The following is a 20,750-nucleotide window of genomic DNA, read 5'->3' on the forward strand; positions in this document are numbered from 1 at the left end:
GATTATTTCCGAACTCAGAAACGGCTCATGTTTTGTCACTCATTCACTGTAGATTAGATCAGGGTTTCAAAGGACAATGATTACAAAATTACCGTTGTCTTATTTAACGATTAATATGCATAGGTAATCTGTTTGCCATTCACTGCATTGCTATGCATGGCATGGTGATTTTGGCAGCAATTTAGGCGCATCGAATGCTAATTAGCAATCTCTGTTCTATTAGACCTATTGATAATGATTAATATGACTGCTACTTCAGTTTTGCATCGTTGTTTAGTGCGTTCACTACTTATGCCAGTGACTCTTGGTTTGGCCACGGCTTCGCTGGTGGCTTTGCCTGGCTATGCAGAAGAAGATGATAGCTATGGTCAATGTGTGGCCGCTCTTAAAGACAGCGGGGTGAGTGCAGAGCAAGCAACGGCTAGCTGTGCTGGTGCTCGCTTCCCAGGTACTCTTGGCGAATGTGTTGTAGATGTTAGTCAGGACGCTGGCATTGGCGCGTTGGATGCTCTAGAGGGCTGTGAGCGTTCCCGTCGCCCTGATGACGTTGCTGATTGCACTGTTGATATTCACCGAGCGTTGCTGACACAGCCGTCAGTCAATGCCTTAGAACACTGTAGCCGCAGCTTACTGCCAGAACGATTTGGCCAATGTGTTGTCGATCTTAGTGATGAGGCTCAATTATCGGTAGATGCCGCCCTCGACCAATGTATTCGAGCTGGCTACCGTCCCTGGACAACGTCTCCCCGGCAGTAGCTGCTATCCAAAATAAGCAGCACTTGATTAGGTGCTCCAGCGGCTGGCGATGGGCATGCGCCAGCCAAGGCCAAAGGCCCGATCGGTTACTTTTAGTACTGGTGGGGCCTGTCTGCGTTTAAACTCGGCACGGGTTAGTAGGCGCACAATTTTGCCGACAACAGTGGGATCGTGCCCTGCGGTGACAATATCGTCTGTGGACTGATGGCGTTGAATTAGGCGTTCGAGAATATCGTCAAGGATGTCGTAGGGGGGCAGGGAGTCTTGGTCAACTTGGTCAGGACGTAGTTCTGCACTCGGGGGTTTTGTCAGAATGTTGTTGGGAATGATTTCTGTTTTACGATCGCACTCGATTAGACCTAGGGCAGTGTCTGTTGTTTGAATACAGTGATTCAGCCAATGGCATAGGCTGTAAACTTGGGTTTTGGGCACATCGGCAATGACAGCTAAGCCGCCATTCATATCGCCGTACAGGGTACAGTAACCCACTGCCATTTCTGATTTGTTGCCGGTGGAGAGTAACAAATGACCAAATTTATTGGTGATGGCCATGAGCAAATTGCCCCGAATACGGGACTGAAGATTCTCTTCGGTAACGCCGGGTTCAGTGCCGGTAAAGAGATCAAGCAGCGTGTTGTCGTAGCCCGCCATGAGTTCGCCAATGGGCAGTTTTTGTGTGGTGATGCCTAGATTATGGGCGAGTTTTTCAGCATCGCTAATGGAGTGGTCAGAGCTATAGGGCGAGGGCATGAGTACGCCTAGAACGTTATCGGGACCCAGGGCAGCGGTTGCGATCGCAGCCACCAATGCGGAGTCAATGCCACCACTAAGACCCACGACAGCTTTACTAAATCCACACTTACGGCTGTAGTCCTTAACGCCTAGAACTAAGGCCGACCATATCTCTGCTTCTGGAGTATCTAGCAGCGGGTGAATAGTGCCAGGGACCAGAGTTTGCTGTTCCAGGTCATAGCCCACTATCTGAACCGCTGGTTGAAAGCTGGTGCTACGGCTGACCACAGTTCCTTGACGATCCATGGCAACACTGCAGCCATCAAAAATCAAGTCGTCGTTGCTCCCCACCTGATTGACATAGATAATCGGGCAGCTATGCTGACGGGCCGCATGGGCAATCATTTTCTCTCGTAATGCTTGTTTACCCACCGTAAAGGGTGATGCCGAGAGATTAACCACCAGATCTACACCTGCTGCCACCACCTCGGTTGTGGGGTTGACCTTATAGGTCCGCTGTCCCCAAAAGTCATCTTCATTCCAAAGATCTTCACAAATGGTGACGCCAATATGCAATGAGCTGCCACCGGCTTCAAGGGTAAAATGATTGGGGTCGGTACCCGATTCAAAGTAGCGATCTTCATCAAAAACGTCATAGGTTGGCAGCAGACGTTTATGGAACACAGTTTTAATGGTGCCGTTTTCTAACAACGCCATGCTGTTGTAAAGAGGTTTTTGCCCTTTGTTACCTGCGTCAGTATTGGGTTGGGCCAGGCCTATTAAAGTGGTTAAGCCTTGGGGTAAGTCTTTGGCCAGTTTTTCTAAAACAGTCTGCATCTGTTGGATAAAGCCAGGACGCAATAATAAGTCTCTTGGTGGATAGCCACACAAGGAGAGTTCTGGCGTGAGTAAAAGATGGGCCCCTTGTTCTGCCGCATTTTGCGCAGCGGCTAAAATCTGTTGGGCATTACCAGTAAGGTCGCCGACAGTGGGATCGAGTTGAGCAATAGCGAATTTCATGGTGAGTTAAATGGTAATGGAGAGACGTTCCATGGAACGTCTGTACATGGGGGTGTTAATGGAGAGACGTTCCATGGAACGTCTGTGCAGGGGGAGTGATCCTGTAGGGTGGGCATGGCCCACCATGGCAGAATTAAAATGGAGCGTTTTAAACAAAGACCATTGGTTTATCCTTGAGTGGTTCAAACGCCTCTGCATCAAACCGATACAGGCTGGCAGGGCGTCCCGCTCCGCGAGAGGTTTTAATACCTGTATCTTCCAAGAAACCAAGCTTTAAGAGACGAGTGCGAAAATTTGAATAATCAGAGAAATCTTCACCTAAGATCGTAATATACAGCTGATATAAATCGCTGAGGGTAAACATTTCGGGGAGTACATCAAAGGCAACGGGGCTGTATTTCACCTTGTTACGCAGGCGCATAGTGCCATAGGTGAGAATCTCTTGATGGTCAAAGGCAAGGTCCGGTAGATGGTCTAGGGGATACCAGGCAATTCCGCTGACACCATCGGCGATGAGCTCGGCTTCTGCATACCGTACAAGGGCAAAATAGCTGACTGAGAGATAGCGCACATTGTAGGCATCTTCGGCTTCACGTGGGTCTCGTTTAGGCCCCCCAAAGGAATAAAGCTGTTCTACATAGAGATTTTTGACCCGAATTTTTTCAGAGAGGACTCGGTAGGATGCTGTTTCTAACGATTCACCTTGCCTTACCAGGGTGCCCGGTAACGACCACTGTCCTAAGAAGGGGTCTTCGTGGCGCATCACCAACAGCACCAACAGCCGATTGAGCTCGGTATCGACCGAGAAAATAACGTTATCAATGCCCACTTTAAAGTCGGCTAAGGGATGGTTGGTGTGTTTTCCGGGCATGGATACAGGTTGTGTTGGTGGATGTAGGCTTGCACGACAGCAGGGATTTCATCGGGTTGTTCTAGGCAGCCCTGGCGGAGCGTGCTGGAGGATATGTGATGTTGACTTAGGGGCGTGGCGATCGCCACATTTGCCCCCAGCGATCGCAAATGGTCTAACTCAGTTTTATTGAGCCCATAGCCAGGGCGTGGAAAGACCAATATCTTGGCCCACCGCATCACATCCTCTGAGCGATACCAACTGGGTAGCTGTTTAACTAAGTCGGCTCCAATCACAAAGGTAAATTCGGCGTGGGGCCAGATGCGTCGAGCCCGCTCTAGGGTAACGGCGGTATAGGGGTGGCTTAGTTCCCGATGTAGCTTGATGGTGCCGGGGGTATTGAGATCTGCGATCGCAAGTTCCAGCATATCCATTCGCATTTCAATGGGAGATTGGTTTTCTTTCCATGGATTATCCGACGCCCACACTGCCACATGATCAAACTGATGCCCCAACGTTGCCACAATACTGCGATGGCCATTGTGGGGCGGGTCGGCACTGGTCCCAAAAAGTGCCACGTGGAGTTGGTTGGCAGGGGGAATAGTCACTGGCAGTCGCAGGGTAAAGAAGTCTCCTATGAGATTATTCGACATATCCTTAGGTATATGCTGCATAGTGAATACGAATTTTGTAAGTTTTGCATTGGGTGCTAGATGCAAAATAGGCAAAACTCACCTCACAGGAGTTTCAATTAACAGTAGCGAGGTGACTACGGCGAGTGCAATTGGTTAGATCCCGCAGCGCAGCCGAAATTTCTGCCTGGGGTACGACAGGCTGATACACATCACGTACCGACAATGGCAGTTGTGCCACAGATTGGCTGGCTCGTTCTCGAATTGTCTCTAATGGATCGTCAGGGACTAGCCGGACTCCGTTTCGCATAATGGGGTTTAATAGCCCGCCGCTATCCGCAGACGTGGCTTCTGCTGCCAGCCCTAGCCGGTCGCCAGCCGCAGACCGAAATATCTGTTTGCGACCTGGATACGTGAGTTTGCCACTAGACTCCTTCATTACTGGAACACCATCAATGTCCACTATTTTGTATACCCCATTGACTGGAACCCCTGTGACTAGCTTAGTCCCCAGCCCATATCCATCAATGCAGGCCCCCGCTTGTTTTAAGCGGAGAATTTCTTGTTCATCCAAATCGCCACTGGCGAAAATCGGCACATCGGGTAATTCGTGACGTACCTGCTGAGATAGCGTTACCAAGTCCCCAGAGTCAATCCGCACACCCGCTAGAGAGTGATCGGTCTGTTGCCCTAGTAATCTTGCTGCTGCCACAGTGTCGTAGGTATCAATCAGCAGTGCTGCCCCAGGGAAATAGCGGTGAAATGCTTCAAATGCATCTGCCTCACTCCCCTCTAAGGCAGAAATCGCCATCACCAAGGCATGGGCCATGGTGCCCACGGGCTTACGACCCAGCTTGAGTGCTGCTAGCACATTGGATGTCGCATCCAGCCCCCCGGCCAATGCAGCGCGTGCCGCCCATAGGGAAGCTTGGGGGCTAAACGCCCGTCTGGTGCCAAATTCTAATAGTATGGCCTCCGAACCAGCGACATCCCGCAGTCGAGCTGCCCTGGTGGCAATTAGAGTTTGATAGTTGATGGCATTTAATAAATAAGTCTCCACGATCTGGGCCTGCCATAGGGGGGCTTCGACTCGCAAAATGGGCTCATTGGCAAATATGGCTGTGCCTTCTGGCACGGCCCACACATCTCCTGAAAACTGGCTGCTTTCCAAAAGGTCCCAAAACTTGGGGGGTGCCCCTGGGAAAATATCGGTCTCTTTAAGAGCCGCTAGCTGGGCTGCCGTAAATCGAAAGTTTTCTAGATAATCGAGGGCTGCCGCTAGCCCTGCCGCAATCAGATAGCCAAAGCCCTTGGGTAAACGGCGCACAAACAGTTCAAAACTAGCCCGACGTTGATCTAGCCCTTCGCCTACGTAACAGGCAGCCATGGTTAGCTGATACAAATCGGTCAGGAGCCCGTATTCATCAGACTTCATTAACAGTGATGCATCATTGGTCATCGGAATTTTATCCTGTAGTTATGGTTATTTTAACCAAAATATACTTGCTGATTTCAGATGATTTATAAATTTATAGCTAAGCTTTCTGGCGATAAATATTGGTTATGAGCGGCCTGATGGGATATTCAAGTTTGTTCGTTAGCAGATTCCAGTTGATGTCAGAGTCTGTGGACAAAGAGAGCGAATAGGGATAATTAAATAGGTGACAGATGGGGGGGTGCTTTTTGGTGTCCTTAAATATAAGTAAGTGTCTGATTACTGGTGTTCAAGGTCTGCATTTTTTGTGATTTGCTGTGGAGGCAAGTGCTAGGGGGCAACTCCTCGATTCCCGCCTGCGTCCCTGCTTTCTTCCTCTGACCCCTTCCTTGTTAACAATTAGAAAGATATTCTTAAAAAAGAATATTAAACTTACATCCCTGTCCCCCATGGCTCCGTCTTCGCCAATTGTTGAACCCACGTGGAAAACAGTCATCCGACTGATGCGTTGGGATAAACCCACAGGCCGTTTGATTTTAATGGTGCCAGCTTTGTGGGCCTTGTTTTTGGCGGCAGAGGGTCGGCCTGATGGGGTGCTGTTGGCAGTGATTATTTGTGGCAGCCTGGCTACGAGTGCAGGTGGCTGTGTCGTTAATGATTTGTGGGACCGGAATATTGATCCAAAGGTGGAGCGGACGCGTAATCGGCCTCTAGCTTCGCGGGCGTTGACGGTGAAAACGGGGATTGCGATCGCAGTTGTGACCTTTCTCTGTGCCATTGGCTTTGCGCTATATCTTACTCCGTTGAGTATTTTGCTGTGTTTTTTGGCATCGCCAGTTATTTTGCTTTATCCATTAGCCAAGCGTGTGTTTCCAGTGCCGCAGCTAGTATTAGCCATTGCTTGGGGGTTCGCAGTATTGATTCCCTGGAGTGCTGTCACTGGCAGTTTAGATACTGCCGCCTGGTTGTTATGGGGCGCAACCGTGCTTTGGACCCTTGGCTTTGACACAGTTTATGCAATCCCCGATCGTAAGTATGACGCTCAGCTCGGCGTGAATTCTAGTGCTCGCTTTTTCGGTTCGAATACCCCTGAAATTGTTGGGTTACTCTTTATGGGGACTGCAATATTGTTGTTGTGGTTAGGCAGTTATAAGGCATTAGGTGCACCCTATATGGTTACTTGGGCCATTGCCTGTGGTATTTGGTTTACCCATTATCGAAAATTACGGAATAAGCGCCAGCCAGCCCATGTATATGGGCAAATCTTTCGTCAAAACGTGATTCTAGGGTTTGTATTGTTAGGTGGAATGATCACAGGCTCTTTGATTGGATGATGTTTGCGTAGTTGGGTTGAGGCACGAAACCCAACAATCGATACCCTCCGCCATTAATCCGGTCGATGAACCTCCATGATTTTAACTGTGGGGTGTTGGCGATGTTGGGTTAGGAGAGGGATTGATGTATGGCGAACATGTTGTTGAGGTTTTAACCCAACCTACGGGGAGTGTATTTTTGCAAATTGTTGCCGACTAAATAGACCATAATCACACAGTGTGTTGAGGAGAGTTCTAATATCCATGGGCAAGCCGCTACGATTTTCTACACTGGCTATTTAGTGAATATCGAGTTGTATCAACAAATCCTTATTTTTCTTGGCTGAGCCGGTAGCCACTAAATCTGCCCATAATAGGAAAGGTAGGCCGTCATTCAGTCTACTACCCACCGCCTTTCCATACCTTATGCTTGAACTCCACTGCCACACCACCTTTTCTGACGGGACCCTCACACCACAAAAACTGGTGGAACGGGCTGCGGCCAAAGGTGTTAAAGCGTTGGCGATTACCGATCACGATACAATTTCTGGGTGGACTGAAGCCCGTTCAGCGGCTCAATCCTACGACTTGGAAATAGTTCCTGGTATTGAACTCAGTACGACATATAACGAGCGTTCTATGCATATTCTGGGGTTTTACCCAGATCCACAAAAGCTAGCAACACCCTTAAGCGAGCGTATTCAGGGCCGTCATCGCCGGGCTCAGAAAATGGTAGATAAGCTGGCTGAGTTAGGCTTTCCCATTGCATTACCACCGATGCCGGGCACCATGGCCCCTGGTCGCCCCCATATCGCTAATGCACTGCTGGCAGCGGGCCATGTGACATCTCAACAAGAAGCCTTCCAGCGGTTTATCGGCGATCATGGTCCGGCCTATGTTCCCTACGAAAAATTTACTGCTCAAGAAGGGATAGAGTTGCTAAGAAGCTGTGGTGCTGTGCCTGTGTGGGCCCACCCCTATTTGTTTAGAGGTGGTATTGTAGAAGAGGTATTGCCAGAATTGGTTAAGGCAGGTCTGATGGGTGTGGAAGTGTATCACCCACAGCACAGCATTAGTGAAGAGCGGGTTCTCGAAGAACTTTGTGCACAGTACGACTTACTCATGACTGGCGGTAGTGATTACCATGGACCTCAACCCAAGCCCAAGGCTGGTGCCATTGATCTCAACGGATTGCATCTTTCCTTGGAGCTGTTAGATGGGTTGAAGCAAGCAGCAGCAAAGCTGGATAAAGAGTAAAGCGGTGGAAAGTAAAGGGATAAAGAGTGACTCTTGACTTTCTACTCTTTACCCTTCACTGCATCATTCATTAAACTGTAGCCGCTTCCTCTACTATACGAGGATTCCAACGAGAACGTTGTTCCTCAATGTGCATATTTTCACTATTTTTCTTTAAATGGCGAGGGCTGCTCTCAAAGGCTAGAGATGAGGGTAAGGCATCTGCACCATATTCTGTTTGAATAAATGTGTTGACCTCTTTATAGGAAGGGGAGAATCCATCATCTGGTCCAACGGAATTAATGGAGAGATACTTTCTAAGAGACGTTGAAAACATGCCAGTGCCATCATCAAAGAAGCGCTCAGTGGTCTCACCATACTGAGCATAGGGATAAAATGCGATGTCTGTTGGAGCTTGAGTAGCAACCCAAGAAACATAGGCCCAATACTCACTAAATGTGCCAAAATCATTGGCTGAACGCATCATTAGGGAGAGCCAGTGATCGGTCGATGTGTAATGATAATTGATGCGCTGGGCAAATGTTTTGAGGTGTTCTTGCTTAAACCACATGTGATGGGGGATAAACGTGCCAGTTTCGTCTGTCAGTGGTGTTACACCTAACACGTTGCGAATCCAGGTATCCCATTTGCCAACAATGGCAGGATTGCCATATTTGTTGTGTTGTAGCAGTGCAAAGGTATGTTCTAAGGTCGTATCCTCACCACGAAATGCAGGCCAGGTTGCGGCTGGGAGTAGATCACTGTCCCACACTAGATACCATTCGCTGAGATTAGAGATGCCTTCAAAGGCCCCTAGTTTCAGAAGCTGCTGATAAAACCAGCCAGGGTTATACAAAGACTTGCCTAAATTAAGCTCTTCACAGATGACAGTTTTGGTCAGCCCACTTGCCTGGAAAAAGATTTCTTCGTTGTGAATATGGATCGGGGCTGTTTTCCAGCCTTGAGACTTTTCCTGGAGACTAGCTACTTCTGTAGGTAGGGTGATGATATGTATTGAGCGAGGCTGATAATGATGGGTGAGCCCTTCCATGACCGCCCGTGTATTCCATCGAGTACGAAAGAGGGGGATGACAATATCAAAAGGTGGGTGTGCCATAGGTTCTCAAAGCATTGGGATTAACTGGACGCGATCGCGACCTCCTAAATAGAGGCCACGACCGTTGTTTTATACTAATCTCCTAGAATCATTTAAACAGGAGATAGCAGTTCAGTTGGTTCTGTAGAATGGGCTTTGACAGTTTCCATCAGGCTGTGGCCCACTGTAGATGGATCTTCGAGGCCAACATCGCTGCAAAGTGGATCGATGCCAACTCCCTGACGTGGATAGTCTTGGCAAATTTTACGATAGGCGCTGATCGCTTCGTATAGCTCCTCTTGAGTCATTGAGTTGAGATAACCACATTTACCAACCCCACCCTTGGGTAGGGGCGCGGCTAAGTTGCCGCCCCGTTTCTGAACAATCTTTTCTTGAGAAGCCCAGAGAGTGTCGTTATTAAGTAGTACGTCATTCCAAAGACTTAACCCAAAGGAACTGATCAGGCGAAGAATCCGGTGGAACTCATCAGCTGTGATCCAGCTGTCGCGGTAGCTTAGATACGCGCCAAAGCCCATGCCAATGGCTACAGCATGCCCGTGCAACAAGCCAGCCTCAATTTCGAAACCGGGTGACCAAGTGTGGCCGTAGGCGTGGGGACGACACTGGTGAGTCTCATAAAGGTTATCGTACTCAGCTTCAACGTAGCTTCTGAGGGCGGCACCCAGAATTTTTTGAGAAAGAGTGCTAATATCAGCGCCAGGCTCACAGTTGAGAGTCCCAAAGCGAGTCTCAATCAATTCAGGGCCAGCCTGTTCTAGATACTCAAACAGCTCAATATTCTTGACGGTTGCCATTTTGATGATCTCGGCAATACCGTGGCGCAACCACCCTTCCCGCAATGTCTTAAAGAACGAGCGATCGGTTAGGGAGAGCACAGGTGCATGGTAGGCTCCAAAGAGATTCTTATAACCAAATCCATCGCAGCAAGTGCGAGGAGAAGGACCTGCATCAATGCCTGCCACAATGGACGTGGAAAGCATGACATAGGGAGTGTTGCGGTGGTAAAGGGCACAGGCCAACCCACCAGTGTCAGTCAAAACACCACCACCGATGATAAGTACAGGTTCGTTACGGCAGACGCCAATCATTTTGAAATCGCCAAGCATACGTTCCACGGTATGAATACCCTTATCCACTTCCATGGCCCGGTAAACTAGTTTCTCCAGGTGAATGCCGTGGTGCTTGAAATACTTCTCGATTTGCTCCCCGTAGTAATTTTCGACATTTTGGTCGACCATGCAAACGCATCGACCATGGGCAATATACATGTCTCTTAAAACTGTTTCCTGGGGGTCTAAACAGTTTTCGACTACACGAATTGACGTGAATGTCCGTGATGTCATGACCGCTTCGATGATCTGATCGTCATCGGTGCTGACCACAGAGGCCTGACTCTCACGGTAGCTAGACGTTGGATAAACCGCGTGGGGATTTTCGTCAACCAAATGTGCGGCCAGGTCTTGATAGAAATTTCTGTCAGCGCTTCGCAGCAGACGCTCTAATAGCTTACTACCCCCTAAATTTGACTGGTGTACTCGGTCTGCGAATGTACTCCACTCCTCCCCAGCTGTTTGATCAAAGGCAGAAATTACTTCTGCCAACAGTCCAAAAAATCGACTAATGGAGAAGTTTAGACAACTGCGTAAACTGCGACAGGCTGATAAACCTGCGATCGCACCTGCTGCTTCAAACTCTTTGCCCAGTTCTTCGGAGAAGGCGGGACTATTGACCAATGCGAGAATTAAACTTCTAAAAACCTCGCCACAGCAAACAGCTTCAATGGCATCGTCCAAATTTTGGTACGCCAAAGGCTCACTGTCGTATGCCGAGATAAACGCTTTAACAGCTGGGGGGGTATTTGCCATTGTTGTTCCGAGAAAATAGCAACCGCAATATAACAAACTTTACAGTATCAGACAAAACCACAAAAAACTTAGTGGAACTGCCCAAACCAATAATTTCCCCGACAAACTTTGGGTAAGTAGCTTAGGCTACATCAAACAAGATGATTTTTAGGTTATGAAACAGAAAAAACAATATTTTATCTGCTTGTAGAATAAATGAAAGACCCGTTGGCGAAGTGTATGTGGTGCTTTCAATTCTGAGTATAACCACATTGTTGTGTAGTTAGTCTGTCAGCTAGAAGACTTTTTTGTATTAATCAATGGATTGACATGTGTATTCGTATACTGTTTCGTTGCCCTTTTTGTTAGTATGTAAGCAACCGTATTTGGTTTTTTCTATGGCAATAGCCGCCTCATTTGTCATGAATTGATGTTTTGTAGTATCTTATGGCCTCTTTTAGCCTGGATCGGTGACTATCTAAGTTGAGGGAGGATATGTTGCGATCTCGGTAAGGTGTTTACATCGCTGTCATAATGATCAAAGCATTTGGTGTTAGTCAATTTTTGCCGACAGGGCATCCTGATTGTTTTGCTGAGTGTTTCCTCAGTGATTTATCTCCTGGTCAGCGAGATTTGCAGGTGCAGGTGCGTGCCGTATCTGTGAACCCCATTGATTGTAAGATGCGTGCCTCTGTGCAGGGGCGGTTGATCACCCCGAAAATTTTAGGTTGGGATGTGGCGGGTGTGGTGACTGCTGTAGGTGAGCGGGTGACGCTGTTCAAGCCTGGAGATGACGTTTACTACGCCGGTAGTATTGCACGACAGGGATGTAACAGCGAATATCATTTGGTGGATGAGCGAATTGTGGGTCATAAGCCCAGGAGCTTGTCCTTTGAGGAAGCTGCCGCGCTGCCGCTAACGACCATTACTGCCTGGGAATCTCTTTTTGAACGTTTAAATATTTCTCCTGAACCTCGCAGTAGTGATGCCACTCTTTTAATTATTGGTGGTGCAGGTGGGGTGGGCTCTATGGCTATCCAGCTGGCAAAGTATGCTGGTTTACGGGTGATTGCAACGGCTTCCAGGGATGTGTCAAGACAGTGGTGTATGCAGTTGGGTGCATCTCGCTGTGTCAATCACTATGGAGACTTGCGAGTTGAGCTTGAACGGCTTGGTGTTGCTGCTGTTGATTATATTCTTTGCCTTAATGATACTAATCACTACTGGCAGGTAATGGCCGATGTGATTAAGCCCCAGGGGAATATTTGTGCTGTTGTTTCAACTAAAGAACCCCCTGATCTTAATCTGTTGAAGAATAAGAGTGTCACCTTTGCCTGGGAGTTTATGTTTACCAAAGCGCTGCATGGGACAGACGATATGGTCTCTCAGCATAGATTACTAAATCGAGTGGCGCAATTAGTGGATCAGGGGATTGTTAAAACTACGATGACGGAACATCTGGGAGCTATGAATGTGGCTAATTTGGCTAAGGCCCATGGGCGTTTGGAGTCTGGAAAGATGGTTGGGAAATTAGTGCTGTCAGGTGTTGAGTCTTAGGTTGCCTGGGATTTGCCCCCTCAGCTGGTATTTAGCTGGCAAGAAAGAGGCCGCTCTCGGTACAGATGCCATCTAAAGGACGGTCCCAGCGGTTTTTAGGGATCTCGGGCAGGCGAGCAAACTCAAATACAATGCCGATTGTCGTTTTACCTTGCCAGCTGGTTTGGCTGAGCATGCGGTCATAAAATCCTCCGCCATAGCCTAAGCGGTATCCCCTGACATCGCAGGCGACGGCTGGGACCAAAATTACATCTACCCGGCGAGGATCTACCACAGGTGATGTTGGATCAGGTTCGGTGATGCCGTATGTGCCAGATCGTAGTGGCCAGCCACAGGTGGGAAACCATCGATGCCAAATCAGTTCTTTGCCCTGACAGCGTGGGAGTCCCCAAGATCGCTGTTGAGCCAGCAAGCTTCCCAGGTCTGGCTCATTACGAAAGCTACAGTAAGCCAATATTGTGCGCGCGTTTTGCAAGGTTGGCCATTGGGCTAAATGGGTGCAAATGCGATCGCACTTTTGCTGCCACACCTGGGGTGGCATTGCCTGGCGTGCCTTTAGTAGAGACCGACGCATTTGGGCTTTCTGGTCTTGAATTTTGGCAATTGCTGTTGACTTATAGGTCTCTGACATCATTGCGTTGAACCGATTAGGTGCCGTTATGGTACATCAGAGGAGGGGGGTGGGGAGTGGGGGATAGGCGGTTTTCGCGATAGCGTTAGAAGAACATCAACATCAGGGAGCCTTTACTATTACCACCGTCTCACCTATCCAACGTTTATCTCAGGATGTGATCAGCCTGATTGCTGCTGGGGAAGTGATTGATTCCCTGGCGGCTGTTGTGCGAGAGCTGTCGGAAAATGCGCTGGATGCTGGGGCTACCAGGATTGTGATTCATTTGTGGCCAGAGGTGTGGCGGGTCCGGGTGACGGATAACGGCATGGGTATCTCCCGTGCTGACTTAGAACAAGCGGCCACGGCCCATAGCACGAGCAAGATTCGCACCTGTGATGATCTGAGTCAAATTCAGAGTCTGGGGTTTCGGGGTGAGGCGCTGCATAGTTTGGCGCAGCTATCGGACTTAGAAATTCGTAGTCGGGTGGCTGGGGCTGTGGGTTGGCGTGTGAATTATGGTGTAGAAGGAACGGTGACAGAGATTGAGGAAGTTGCGATCGCACCTGGCACCGTTGTCACCGCTGATGCTCTTTTTACACGATTACCTAATCGTCGTCAGGTGTTGCCGTCTGTGGCCCAACAGCTACGCCAGGTGCAACAAACTGTGCAGCAGTTAGCCCTGTGTCATCCCCAAGTCACCTGGCAGGTGGCCCACACTGACCGCGACTGGTTTACCCTGTGGCCGGGGTCTACGGCGAAAACTATTCTGCCTCAGATTCTGCGGGATGTGACGGTCCATGATTTAGCGAACGTAAGTTTGACGGCTGATGATTTGGGGTGTGCGCATGGGCAGTTGAACCTGTTGGTGGGATTGCCGGATCGCTGTCATCGAGGACGTCCGGACTGGGTACGGGTGGCGATTAATGGACGAACGGTGACGGCTCCTGTTTTAGTACAGTCGTTGATCTATAACTTTCGCCGTACGTTACCCCGCGATCGCTATCCCGTGTGTTTTTTGCATTTGCGGGTACCGGCTAAGCAAATTGACTGGAATCGTAATCCGGCCAAGTCGGAGATTTATTTGCAAGATACGGACGTGTGGTGCGATCGCATTGCCCTTGCGGTTGAGAAGACGTTGCGGCTGTCTAATTTGACGGACGGTGCTCAAACTCAGCGTACTAAACAGCTGTTTAAGGCGGCTGAGGTTGCTGGTAGTTATGGTCCTAGTAATCATAATCTGCCGAGTCAGCTTAAGGCTGTTGCCCAGGTTCAGGAGACCTATATAGTGGCTGAGCACAGTGGTGGCCTGTGTTTAGTGGAGCAGCACATTGCCCATGAGCGGGTTATTTACGAACAAATTAAATCGCGTTGGCAAACGGTTGAGATCGAGCCAGCGATTATTTTGAGTCAGCTTAGTGCCCGTCAGATTGAGCAATTGAGGCGGTTGAGTTTAGAGGTAGACCTATTTGGTGAAAATCTTTGGGCTGTGCGTTCGGTACCGGTACCGTTGGCGGAGCGAGACGATTGCGCAGATGCTCTGCTGGAGTTGAGTTTAGGTGGAGATGTTGATGAGGCGATGGTAGCAACGGCTTGTCGTACGGCAATTCGCAATGGGACGCCGTTGACGTTAGAGACAATGCAAACGTTGTTGGATGATTGGCAGCGGACTAAGAATCCAAGGACCTGCCCCCATGGGAGGCCGATTTGTTTGACGTTGGAGGAGTCGAGTTTGTCGAGGTATTTTCGGCGGCATTGGGTGATTGGTAAGAGCCATGGGTTGAGGCAGTAGGGGCATGTTTTATACATGCCCTGAGATAACGCCTGCTATTTGACAAAACTCTCTGGTACGAGGGTTGTAGGGCGACGTCCCGCCCTGCCCAGGGGGTGTGGGCTTCGACGTGAGCTCAGCCGAACGTGAATACGGAGGGACCCCACGCAACCGGTTTTGGTTCCAGCCGAGAAGCTACATAAATGAAGACTTACAGCTACCCCTTCAATCAATGCGTTCAGACTACGAGGCTGTACGAAATCCTGACTGATAGCGCCTGTTATCGCAGGGCATCCACAAGGGAATGCCCCTACAAGATTGTCCATTTTTAGGGGCTAAGGAAAGAAGGTCCCCCCATAACCGGTTTTGCATCCAACCCAACAAGCCGATCAGACACATAATCCCAAACCCTATCAATCAAATCAGGTGCATTAGCATCAAACCACTCAATCGCCTTTTCCTTCCTAAACCAAGTCCGTTGCCGCTTAGCAAACTGCTGCGTATGACGAATCACCAAAGCAGCCGCTTCCGCTAAACTTACATCCCCAGCTAAATGTTGTTTAATCTCCGCATACCCTAGCGTGTTTAATAATGGCAAATCCGCACCGTAACGATTGATCAAGGTGTGCACCTCGTCTACCAAACCAGCATCTATCATATGGTGGGTGCGTTGGGCAATGCGCTGACGTAGGTCCTCACCACAGTCCAAGCCCACATATATAAGGGGATAGTTCGGCGGATTTTCGCCTTGTTGGGCCGAAATAGTATGTCCAGTCGCATAATAAACCTCTAATGCACGCAGGGTGCGAACGGCATCATTGGGGTGAATCCGCTGAGTCGCTGCCGGGTCTACTTGGTGTAAAAAGGCATAACACTGGGGTTGACCTAACTCAGTCAGTTGCTGACGCAGGTTTGGTTGAGGTGCAACACGAGGAATAATTAAACCTTTTGCGATCGCATTCACATACAACCCTGTCCCACCTACCAACAAGGGCACCTGCTCTTGCCGTACGTGTATCTGCTGAATTAATTCCTGGGCCTTGGCTTGATAATCAGCAACTGTTAAAGTTTCAGTCGGCTCACATATATCAATTAGATAGTGAGGTACCTGCTGCTGTTCTGCTAAGGATGGCTTTGCCGTACCAATATCAAACTCACGGTATACCTGACGTGAATCTGCTCCCAAAATCACCCCATTTAACCGCTGAGCTATCTGCAACGCTAGGCCAGATTTCCCCGATGCCGTTGGGCCAACGACTATAATAAGGGATGGTACATAAGCACTAAATTTTAAACTGATTTTAGTCAATGAAAATTGTCCGTATATTTTACGTGTAAATTTTTTTGATCCATCCCTAATAAATACGCTTTCTAAAATCCATTCAGAATCGCTTTTAACACCGTTGTGCTAGAATTCGGGGGCACAATTTCATTTCTAATGCTATTGCGGCTTTACGACCGTCTTAGGAGATAGGAACGCATGACAACCGATTATGGTGCTGATCAGATTCAGGTGCTTGAAGGCCTGGAACCTGTGCGCAAGCGACCGGGTATGTACATTGGTAGTACGGGGCCGCGTGGTTTGCATCACCTAGTTTACGAGGTTGTTGACAACTCCGTAGACGAAGCGCTTGCGGGTTATTGCAAAACGATTACCATCGACCTTAATGCCGACGGTTCTGTCACCGTTACTGACGACGGACGCGGTATTCCCACGGATGTCCATGCCCGTACCGGTAAGTCTGCCCTGGAAACCGTCATGACGGTCCTCCACGCTGGCGGTAAGTTTGGCGGTGGTGGCTATAAAGTATCTGGTGGTCTCCATGGTGTGGGTGTTTCAGTGGTTAACGCTTTGTCAGAATGGGTGGAAGTTACTGTCTGGCGTAATCAAAAAGAGCATCTTCAACGCTACGAGCGTGGTGAAGCCCAAGGAGAATTATCAGTAAAAAGCGGTGCTGGTAGTCAGACGGGTACATCGGTCAGCTTTAAGCCCGACCAGCTGATTTTTACGGAGACCGTTGAGTTTGATTACAGCACCCTGGCCGGTCGTTTGCGAGAGTTAGCGTACCTCAATGCGGGTGTGGATATTACGTTCACGGATCATCGCTTAGAACTGCTCAAGGCAGATGAACCTAAAGTAAACCGCTACTTCTATGAAGGCGGTATCCGTGAATACGTTGAATATATCAATAAAGAGAAGCAGCCTATTCACCCAGACATTATTTACGTGACTGGCGAGAAAAACGGTGTCCAAGTAGAAGCCGCTCTGCAATGGTCTGTCGATGCCTACTCTGATAACTTGATGGGCTTTGCAAATAATATTCGCACTGTTGATGGTGGTACACATTTAGAGGGACTCAAAGCGGTGCTCACACGCACCATGAACAATTTTGCTCGCAAGCGTAATAAGCGTAAGGATAATGAGTCCAACCTCGCTGGTGAGAACATTCGCGAAGGCCTAACGGCGGTTATTTCCGTTAAGGTGCCAGAACCCGAATTTGAAGGCCAGACTAAAACTAAGCTGGGTAATACCGAGGTGCGCGGTATTGTTGATTCGCTGATTGGGGAAACCCTGAGCGAGTATCTAGACTTCAATCCCAATGTGGTGGATTCTATCTTAGAAAAAGCCATTCAATCCTTTAATGCAGCGGAAGCTGCCCGTCGTGCCCGAGATCTGGTCAGACGTAAGTCAGTTTTAGAGTCTTCCACACTGCCGGGTAAGTTGGCAGACTGTAGCTCCCGTGACCCCGCTGAATCAGAAATCTTTATCGTAGAGGGTGACTCTGCGGGAGGTAGTGCCAAGCAGGGGCGTGATCGTCGTTTTCAAGCCATTCTGCCGCTGCGAGGCAAGATTCTCAACATTGAGAAAACCGATGACTCGAAGATTTATAAAAACAACGAAGTCCAGTCATTGATTACGGCTTTGGGATTAGGTATCAAGGGCGAAGAATTTGATGCATCCCAGCTACGCTACCATCGCATTTGTCTAATGACAGATGCAGACGTGGATGGCGCTCACATTCGCACACTGCTGCTGACGTTCTTCTATCGCTATCAGCGAGCGTTGATCGATCAAGGCTTTGTATACATTGCTTGCCCACCCTTATATAAGTTAGAGCGGGGCCGCAGTCATACCTACTGTTATAGCGAGCAAGAACTCCAGCGAGGTATTAGCGCATTGCCTGCTAATGCAAAATACAATGTGCAGCGATTTAAGGGTCTGGGTGAAATGATGCCTACTCAGCTGTGGGATACCACCATGAACCCGGAGAGTCGCACGCTGAAGAAGGTGGAGATCGAAGATGCAGCGGAGGCCGAGCGGATCTTTACGGTGCTCATGGGTGATCGTGTAGCACCTCGCCGTGAGTTTATTGAGACCTATGGTCCAAAGCTGAACATGGCGGATCTAGATATCTAAAGTCTGACAACTGTCGGAGGGTTCAGTCGGTGATTGCGAAAATACAATACGGCTAAAGTCATTAGCCATTCCATCAATAGATAATAGAGCTGATTAGAAGCATAGTTGATTCCTTGCTTCTAATCAGCTTTTAGATTGTTAGCTGATGAGTATTTTGATGGTAGAGGTAGTCTGAGTGAGAAAAGACTATAACAAGCTTGTACGGGATAAGGTGCCGGACCTCATTGAGGCGGCAGGTAAAAAGTTTTTGACACTGCGACTTTCTGAAGATAAGTATGAAAGAGCTTTGAAACAGAAACTTGTGGAAGAAACTAGGGAAGTTCAGGGAGCTGAGTCTATAGCTGAGTTGACAGAAGAACTTGCTGATGTGGCGGAAGTGATGGATACATTGATTGTTGTTTTGGGTATTAGTTGGCAAGAGGTGCGAGAGGCCCAAAAACAGAAGAGGCTGGAACGTGGTGGATTTGAGGAACGGTTGAAATTGATGTGGGTTGAAGAAAAGGATTAGGAGTTGAGCACAGATGTGACGTTACAAGATGTAGCTATTCATGAGGATTATCGGAGCGATCGCAACGATCTAATCTGTGATTTTTATGTGCCTTGCCTGAGTCAGTCGGTGCGGTATGACCGAGCGGTGGGCTTTTTTTCGAGTACGTCGATGGCGGCGGTGGCACGGGGGCTGGCGACGTTTATTCGGACTGAGGGAAAAATGCGGTTGATTGCGTCGCCTCAACTATCTGCGGAGGATGTGGAGCATTCACAATGTGGATACGATGTTTTGAGGATAGCGTGACCTGAAGAACCTTGAAAGCGTTATGGGTAATACCCTCGAAACATTAGAATTACTAGACTTTTATGGCAAAAAGTTTCAGAAAATCCGGGTGGACCGTGCTCATGGTGTCGCGCCTCATAAGCCAATTCTATTATTGTCTGTTATTGAACATATTCAAAAACACCGGATTCAGGAAAACAAAATATTCCTACAATCTCAGCTGATTCACACTTTCCTCAAATACTGGTTGTATCTAGGTTCAAACACCCATAACCCTGATATTTCAAAGCCATTCTTCTTTATGAAAAGCGGTAAGTTCTGGCACCTATGGCCTAATCGTCAATTTGAGTCAGTGCTCTCTTCTAAGGTGAAACTTAAAACCTTTGCTGAAGTAAAGCGAGTGATTAAATATGCTTACTTAGATGAAGATTTATTTGAACTGCTTCAACAGCCTATTCCCAGGGAAAATTTATTACGGGTATTAGTCAGCAAATGGTTTCCTGGACAGATAGACAATATTTTTGATATTGCAGCGATTGACAAACTAGATGATACAGAATCTAAGGTGTTGGAAAAATATGCCCGTTTCTATACCCAGGACGATGTAGGGCCTATTCTGAAAACGGTTTTAAGCTGATGTCTTCAGATCTTCTTTACTACGCTAAGAAGTTTTCTAAACTTCGAGTCAATTATAACCGTCAGCGTGGTGTAGCGCCCCATAAGCCAATATTATTGCTTTCAGCAATTGAACACCGTAGCCTCTAAGACTAAAATCAGAGGATTAAATGCTCTGAGGAATGTTGTGAAATATGCCTACGTTGATGACGCCTTGTTCTCTCTTTTAACAGCCAGTGAAACTAGGCGAGAGCTGACTGATGTACTTATCAACAGTTGGTTTAACCATCAAGCAGAGACAGTTGAGGAATTATTGTCCTACGATGAATTTGAACAAACCCAGCTCAAACTGTTTGACAGTGGTGGAGCGACGTATACCGTAGAAGATCTGAAAGATCAACAACGCATCTTTGTCCGCAATGCCGCGTTTAGGCGCATTGTTACATCCTTATATAATCAGCAGTGTGCTTTCTGTCACCTCAGAATTGTTAGCGATAATAATCACAATATTGTCGATGGCTCCCATATTTTGCCCTTTGCAGAATTTCGGGATGATCGTTTTGATAATGGTATCTCCCTTTGTAAAAATCATCACTGGGCATTTGATCATGGCTGGTTTGGCATTGATGATAATTATCGAATTATTGTTGCCAGGGATCGTTTATATGAGGAACCCTCTGAGTACACAAGACAGATAAAGGATTTTCATGGTGAACAGATTCTTCTACCTGTTGAAACTGAGTATGAGCCCCGTTTATCAGCCATAGAGTGGCATCGTGAATACTGGGGAATTGCCAGCTGAAACAACTCAAAGACCTTAGAGGTCTTTGAGATAAAGCGCTTTAAATTCATCAGCGGCTTCTGGCTGAACCTGTTTGAGAGCCTTAATTAGACTAACCACCGTTTCAGAGCTAGGGTCACGCACCTCATTGGCCCAGCGATAAATATTGGATGCACCGATACCCATCACGGCCGCCAATCGTCCCTGGCTAATGCCGTGGTTCTCCATCACCGTTTTTAGTACTTTACCCGCTCTGCCCATGCCTTTGATCCTTACAAAGGTCATAGCGTT

Annotated in this window: 19 protein-coding genes; 10 read left to right on the forward strand and 9 right to left on the reverse strand. The window is 48.2% G+C overall.

From position 1 onward, the window contains the following. Window positions 1-243: 243 nt before the first annotated feature. Complete coding sequence (locus tag U2F10_RS19065) at window positions 244-756, forward strand: hypothetical protein (protein ID WP_163671022.1); 513 nt, start codon at window positions 244-246, stop codon at window positions 754-756. 27 nt (window positions 757-783) lie between these two features. On the opposite strand, the gene U2F10_RS19070 is transcribed toward U2F10_RS19065, so the two are convergent. The 4 genes from U2F10_RS19070 to U2F10_RS19085 all read right to left on the reverse strand — a co-directional run bounded on the left by U2F10_RS19070 (window position 784) and on the right by U2F10_RS19085 (window position 5,449). After that, complete coding sequence (locus U2F10_RS19070; RefSeq protein WP_499873046.1) at window positions 784-2,508, reverse strand: NAD+ synthase; 1,725 nt, start codon at window positions 2,506-2,508, stop codon at window positions 784-786. A 148-nt stretch (window positions 2,509-2,656) separates the two neighbouring features. Beyond that, window positions 2,657-3,379 carry an NUDIX hydrolase gene (locus U2F10_RS19075; RefSeq protein WP_163671024.1) on the reverse strand — a complete coding sequence of 241 codons (723 nt, stop codon included), beginning with the start codon at window positions 3,377-3,379 and terminating at the stop codon, window positions 2,657-2,659. After that, a complete protein-coding gene (locus U2F10_RS19080) occupies window positions 3,349-4,032 on the reverse strand; it encodes a nicotinate-nucleotide adenylyltransferase (protein WP_499873047.1) in 684 nt (227 codons plus the stop codon). Before U2F10_RS19080 ends, U2F10_RS19075 begins: the two co-directional genes overlap by 31 nt. Window positions 4,033-4,105: 73 nt before the next feature. Next, window positions 4,106-5,449 (reverse strand): nicotinate phosphoribosyltransferase, encoded by a 1,344-nt coding sequence (locus tag U2F10_RS19085; RefSeq protein ID WP_499873048.1) that lies wholly within the window; start codon window positions 5,447-5,449, stop codon window positions 4,106-4,108. A 425-nt stretch (window positions 5,450-5,874) separates the two neighbouring features. Between U2F10_RS19085 and U2F10_RS19090 the strand changes: the two genes are divergently transcribed. Together U2F10_RS19090 and U2F10_RS19095 are read left to right on the forward strand one after the other, a co-directional pair. Further along, complete coding sequence (locus U2F10_RS19090) at window positions 5,875-6,759, forward strand: 4-hydroxybenzoate solanesyltransferase (protein ID WP_163671026.1); 885 nt, start codon at window positions 5,875-5,877, stop codon at window positions 6,757-6,759. A 405-nt stretch (window positions 6,760-7,164) separates the two neighbouring features. Then, window positions 7,165-7,995: a PHP domain-containing protein gene (locus U2F10_RS19095; protein WP_499873049.1), complete on the forward strand. Its 831-nt coding sequence runs from the start codon at window positions 7,165-7,167 to the stop codon at window positions 7,993-7,995. A gap of 70 nt (window positions 7,996-8,065) precedes the next feature. Here the strand turns inward: U2F10_RS19095 and U2F10_RS19100 are convergent, their stop codons facing one another. Then, window positions 8,066-9,091 carry a DUF6492 family protein gene (locus U2F10_RS19100; RefSeq protein WP_499873050.1) on the reverse strand — a complete coding sequence of 342 codons (1,026 nt, stop codon included), beginning with the start codon at window positions 9,089-9,091 and terminating at the stop codon, window positions 8,066-8,068. 92 nt (window positions 9,092-9,183) lie between these two features. Further along, a complete protein-coding gene (locus U2F10_RS19105) occupies window positions 9,184-10,956 on the reverse strand; it encodes a sedoheptulose 7-phosphate cyclase (RefSeq protein ID WP_499867713.1) in 1,773 nt (590 codons plus the stop codon). A 513-nt stretch (window positions 10,957-11,469) separates the two neighbouring features. Between U2F10_RS19105 and U2F10_RS19110 the strand changes: the two genes are divergently transcribed. Then, entirely contained in the window at window positions 11,470-12,492 is a 1,023-nt protein-coding gene (locus U2F10_RS19110) for a zinc-binding alcohol dehydrogenase family protein (protein ID WP_499873051.1), read from the forward strand. Window positions 12,493-12,523: 31 nt separating this feature from the next. On the opposite strand, the gene U2F10_RS19115 is transcribed toward U2F10_RS19110, so the two are convergent. After that, window positions 12,524-13,126 carry a 5-formyltetrahydrofolate cyclo-ligase gene (locus U2F10_RS19115; RefSeq protein ID WP_163700002.1) on the reverse strand — a complete coding sequence of 201 codons (603 nt, stop codon included), beginning with the start codon at window positions 13,124-13,126 and terminating at the stop codon, window positions 12,524-12,526. Window positions 13,127-13,241: 115 nt separating this feature from the next. Here U2F10_RS19115 and mutL point away from each other — a divergent pair, with 115 nt between their 5' ends. Further along, on the forward strand, window positions 13,242-14,894 hold the full coding sequence (gene mutL, locus U2F10_RS19120) for a DNA mismatch repair endonuclease MutL (RefSeq protein ID WP_499873306.1): 1,653 nt from the start codon (window positions 13,242-13,244) through the stop codon (window positions 14,892-14,894). A gap of 307 nt (window positions 14,895-15,201) precedes the next feature. Here mutL and miaA read toward each other — a convergent pair whose 3' ends face one another. After that, window positions 15,202-16,182, reverse strand: coding sequence for a tRNA (adenosine(37)-N6)-dimethylallyltransferase MiaA (gene miaA, locus U2F10_RS19125; RefSeq protein ID WP_163671034.1), 981 nt, complete (start codon window positions 16,180-16,182; stop codon window positions 15,202-15,204). A gap of 171 nt (window positions 16,183-16,353) precedes the next feature. Here miaA and gyrB point away from each other — a divergent pair, with 171 nt between their 5' ends. The 5 genes from gyrB to U2F10_RS19150 all read left to right on the forward strand — a co-directional run bounded on the left by gyrB (window position 16,354) and on the right by U2F10_RS19150 (window position 20,480). Further along, window positions 16,354-18,291: a DNA topoisomerase (ATP-hydrolyzing) subunit B gene (gene gyrB, locus U2F10_RS19130; protein ID WP_163671035.1), complete on the forward strand. Its 1,938-nt coding sequence runs from the start codon at window positions 16,354-16,356 to the stop codon at window positions 18,289-18,291. Between the two features lie 175 nt (window positions 18,292-18,466). After that, window positions 18,467-18,799 carry a pyrophosphohydrolase domain-containing protein gene (locus tag U2F10_RS19135; protein ID WP_499873052.1) on the forward strand — a complete coding sequence of 111 codons (333 nt, stop codon included), beginning with the start codon at window positions 18,467-18,469 and terminating at the stop codon, window positions 18,797-18,799. A gap of 15 nt (window positions 18,800-18,814) precedes the next feature. After that, window positions 18,815-19,084, forward strand: coding sequence for a phospholipase D-like domain-containing protein (locus U2F10_RS19140; protein ID WP_499867707.1), 270 nt, complete (start codon window positions 18,815-18,817; stop codon window positions 19,082-19,084). 22 nt (window positions 19,085-19,106) lie between these two features. After that, window positions 19,107-19,700: a hypothetical protein gene (locus tag U2F10_RS19145; RefSeq protein ID WP_499873053.1), complete on the forward strand. Its 594-nt coding sequence runs from the start codon at window positions 19,107-19,109 to the stop codon at window positions 19,698-19,700. A 165-nt stretch (window positions 19,701-19,865) separates the two neighbouring features. After that, window positions 19,866-20,480, forward strand: coding sequence for an HNH endonuclease (locus U2F10_RS19150; RefSeq protein ID WP_348918279.1), 615 nt, complete (start codon window positions 19,866-19,868; stop codon window positions 20,478-20,480). 15 nt (window positions 20,481-20,495) lie between these two features. Here the strand turns inward: U2F10_RS19150 and U2F10_RS19155 are convergent, their stop codons facing one another. Beyond that, window positions 20,496-20,744: a helix-turn-helix domain-containing protein gene (locus U2F10_RS19155; RefSeq protein ID WP_499873054.1), complete on the reverse strand. Its 249-nt coding sequence runs from the start codon at window positions 20,742-20,744 to the stop codon at window positions 20,496-20,498. Between the last annotated feature and the right edge of the window lie 6 nt (window positions 20,745-20,750).

It is taken from the genome of Leptothoe sp. EHU-05/26/07-4 (assembly GCF_043421015.1).
GTDB classification, from domain to species: Bacteria; Cyanobacteriota; Cyanobacteriia; order Phormidesmidales; family Phormidesmidaceae; genus Leptothoe; species Leptothoe turfae.

Excerpts from the sequence above, each read along its gene's own strand:
- U2F10_RS19065 (WP_163671022.1), top strand. The coding sequence starts at position 244 with ATGACTGCTACTTCAGTTTTGCATCGTTGTTTAGTGCGTTCACTACTT.
- U2F10_RS19070 (WP_499873046.1), bottom strand. The coding sequence starts at position 2,508 with ATGAAATTCGCTATTGCTCAACTCGATCCCACTGTCGGCGACCTTACT.
- U2F10_RS19075 (WP_163671024.1), bottom strand. The coding sequence starts at position 3,379 with ATGCCCGGAAAACACACCAACCATCCCTTAGCCGACTTTAAAGTGGGC.
- U2F10_RS19080 (WP_499873047.1), bottom strand. The coding sequence starts at position 4,032 with ATGCAGCATATACCTAAGGATATGTCGAATAATCTCATAGGAGACTTC.
- U2F10_RS19085 (WP_499873048.1), bottom strand. The coding sequence starts at position 5,449 with ATGACCAATGATGCATCACTGTTAATGAAGTCTGATGAATACGGGCTC.
- U2F10_RS19090 (WP_163671026.1), top strand. The coding sequence starts at position 5,875 with ATGGCTCCGTCTTCGCCAATTGTTGAACCCACGTGGAAAACAGTCATC.
- U2F10_RS19095 (WP_499873049.1), top strand. The coding sequence starts at position 7,165 with ATGCTTGAACTCCACTGCCACACCACCTTTTCTGACGGGACCCTCACA.
- U2F10_RS19100 (WP_499873050.1), bottom strand. The coding sequence starts at position 9,091 with ATGGCACACCCACCTTTTGATATTGTCATCCCCCTCTTTCGTACTCGA.
- U2F10_RS19105 (WP_499867713.1), bottom strand. The coding sequence starts at position 10,956 with ATGGCAAATACCCCCCCAGCTGTTAAAGCGTTTATCTCGGCATACGAC.
- U2F10_RS19110 (WP_499873051.1), top strand. The coding sequence starts at position 11,470 with ATGATCAAAGCATTTGGTGTTAGTCAATTTTTGCCGACAGGGCATCCT.
- U2F10_RS19115 (WP_163700002.1), bottom strand. The coding sequence starts at position 13,126 with ATGATGTCAGAGACCTATAAGTCAACAGCAATTGCCAAAATTCAAGAC.
- gyrB (WP_163671035.1), top strand. The coding sequence starts at position 16,354 with ATGACAACCGATTATGGTGCTGATCAGATTCAGGTGCTTGAAGGCCTG.
- U2F10_RS19145 (WP_499873053.1), top strand. The coding sequence starts at position 19,107 with ATGGGTAATACCCTCGAAACATTAGAATTACTAGACTTTTATGGCAAA.
- U2F10_RS19155 (WP_499873054.1), bottom strand. The coding sequence starts at position 20,744 with ATGACCTTTGTAAGGATCAAAGGCATGGGCAGAGCGGGTAAAGTACTA.